This window comes from Xenorhabdus sp. NBAII XenSa04 (assembly GCF_963866145.1).
Classification (GTDB): Bacteria; Pseudomonadota; Gammaproteobacteria; order Enterobacterales; family Enterobacteriaceae; genus Xenorhabdus; species Xenorhabdus indica.
Map to the genome: position 1 here is coordinate 1 of NZ_CAWMEB010000182.1, position 2,621 is coordinate 2,621.

Below are 2,621 nucleotides of genomic sequence, written 5' to 3' on the forward strand. Positions count from 1 at the left end.
GAAAAAGAATATCGGCAAGGTTGCAGCAGAGAAAACCGCCATAGCGATCAACGGATGGGTAACGTTAGTGCCTACAGAGTATAAAGCTGATTGGGACGATGATCGCCAGCAACACGGTGAAGAAATAGCACAACAAGCCTTTGCTAAGGGGCTTTATCAACCGACATCAACCAAGAAAAAAGTAGCCATTCAACTTAATAATGATGCGGAGCCTTCAAAACTGACATTATGCCAGATGGGAGCCAGCCAGCGCGGGGAAGTATTGCTGACACGTTATAACGGTGATTTAGCACTGGATGGTGCTTCAGAAACCGTTCATCACTATGACGGTATTGTCTGGCGTCAGGTCAGTGACCGTGATTTAAGGCGGGAAATGGTCGCTGCTTTTATGGAAGATAAACTACCATACTCGCCACATGGTATCAGCTCTGCCGTGGATGCCCTGAAATTACAGCTTCCCATGATGCAACCACCAGAACGCCACTTAATCGGATTCAATAATGGTGTTTTTGACCTGAAAACGTGCCAGTTTCGGCCTCACCGCAAAAATGATTGGCTATTGCTTGCCAATGACGTTGAATTCAATTCCCCTGTTTCGAGGGAAACTCTGCAAGATCACGCACCACAGTTCTGGCGCTGGCTCAATCAGGCAACAGCCAACTGTAAAAACAAAACAAACAGAGTGCTGTCAGCGCTTTTTTCTGGAAGTCACCGGAGCTGGAGGCAGTGGCAAAAGCATCTTTGCCGAAATTTGTTCCATGCTGGCAGGTAAAGGCAATACCGTTTCCGCAAGTATGGCAGCACTGGAAAATCCACGGGAAAGGGCATTGATTGTCGGCTATTCGCTGATTATCCTGCCAGACCAAACCCGCTATGTAGGCGATGGTTCCGGTATCAAGGCGATTACAGGCGGAGCAACAGAAATCTGCGGAGGCGCTGGATATCAAACGCGGTACAGATCCACTGGTCGACTTTTGCGGTTATCTTATTGCTTCCTATGAAGTTGACGGTCTGTTAATTGGCAATGCGGAAATTATGCCGTTCAATCCTCGCAAATATCTCTATCACGCCTACCTTGCTTATATGAAAGGCAATAACCTGAATAAACCTGTTTCCGTGACTCGTTTTGGCATGGATATGCCAGGCGCACTGGCAGAGTACAATCAGCAATATTTACGCAAGAAAAGCAAACAGGGCATTCGTAGCAATCTGAGCCTGAATCTTGATACTGCAATCGAATGGATGCCGAAATTGACAAGGAATAGCCTGCCAGAAGAATAATTTTTCTCTGATTACAGTAATTTTTCAAAGAAATATAAAAAAGTGTTCACTCTATAATTTAAACCATATATATCAATGTATTATAGGGTGAATAGTTATTTTTAAACTGTTCACAACTATTCATCACTGTTCACCTTTTTTCTGGTTGGAGGTGAACGGTTGGGTGAAGAGTAGTGAAGAGTTTAATTTCAACTCATCATCCTTTAACAACATGAATTTAAATAAAAATACTCAAAGGTGAACAGTTTTATCCATAATTCTTTAATAGGGAGGGGAGGGGGGAGGTAAAAATGTTTTCTCTGGCAGGTGATCTTTCAGCTCTCCGAGTTACTGGGGTAATTTATTAACCCGGTAACTCGGAGAAGACAAGCGTAGCGTGTCAGTGTGGTTTTAATCTGTCGTCTTAAACGAAATGTAACACAGGTAACCATATCTATTTGTTTAATATACGACATTAATCACGATATTTCCGCTTTATTGTCACCTATACTAAGATATATAAATAATTCTGGTGTATCCTGTCCAGCGGTGTATCAAAAATATGCAATTATCATGGGCAAGATAAAGAATTTTTCAGCTAGATTGGTTTTAGAACTGGCAAAAATGATAGGAAGGGTTAAATGTGGATTAAATCATTATTTAATATACTAATAGTAATAATTCTATTTATTTTTTGTAATATAGGATTTATCTCTATTGATTTGACTACAAAAGAAGTAATAACCCTATGGACAAGTAATGAGTACACCTCATCTGAATTATCTTTTTTTATTAATGCCGTTGATTACGTAATGCTGGCTAATAATTTTTTCTTTATTTTGTGTGCTGCCATGCTCTTGTTCAGAAAAAAATTAAAATACTGTTTGAAAATGATTTTTTTTATATTTTTAATTACCTTATTAAATAATGTCTTTACATTTCTCTACGTCTTAAATTTTTCGATTTTTTTTAAATTCATTAAAAATAATGACATATATTTTATATTAATATCATTTCCTATCTCAATGATTATTATTTATATTCTTGCAAGGAAGAACACATATGAACAATAGAGATATAATTAGGCAATCAAGAATCTTAGATAAACTTGATTCACATACATTAAATATGTATGACACTACCTGTCGATGGTTGCCTAAGGGTTTTTTTTTATGGGTGGAAACAAAGGGAACAGGCCACACATTTATTTCTGTTCATGCAGAAAGTGGGATAAATGTATTTACCTATGGTCGTTACGCTGATACTGGGCCATTAGGAATAACTGGTGATGGTGTTTTAATTTGGTTGCAAGGTAATGAAGCAATAGAATATATGTCAACCGAGCTTTATAGAATGGAAGC

At 38.5% G+C, this 2,621-nt stretch carries 2 pseudogenes; both read left to right on the forward strand.

Annotation, left to right across the window (positions count from 1 at the left end):
• Nucleotides 1-226 precede the first annotated feature (226 nt).
• Nucleotides 227-1,281 (forward strand): annotated as a pseudogene (locus AAC147_RS07835) (primase-like DNA-binding domain-containing protein); the annotation flags it as partial.
• A gap of 1,041 nt (nt 1,282-2,322) precedes the next feature.
• A pseudogene (locus AAC147_RS07840) lies at nt 2,323-2,621 on the forward strand (hypothetical protein); the annotation flags it as partial.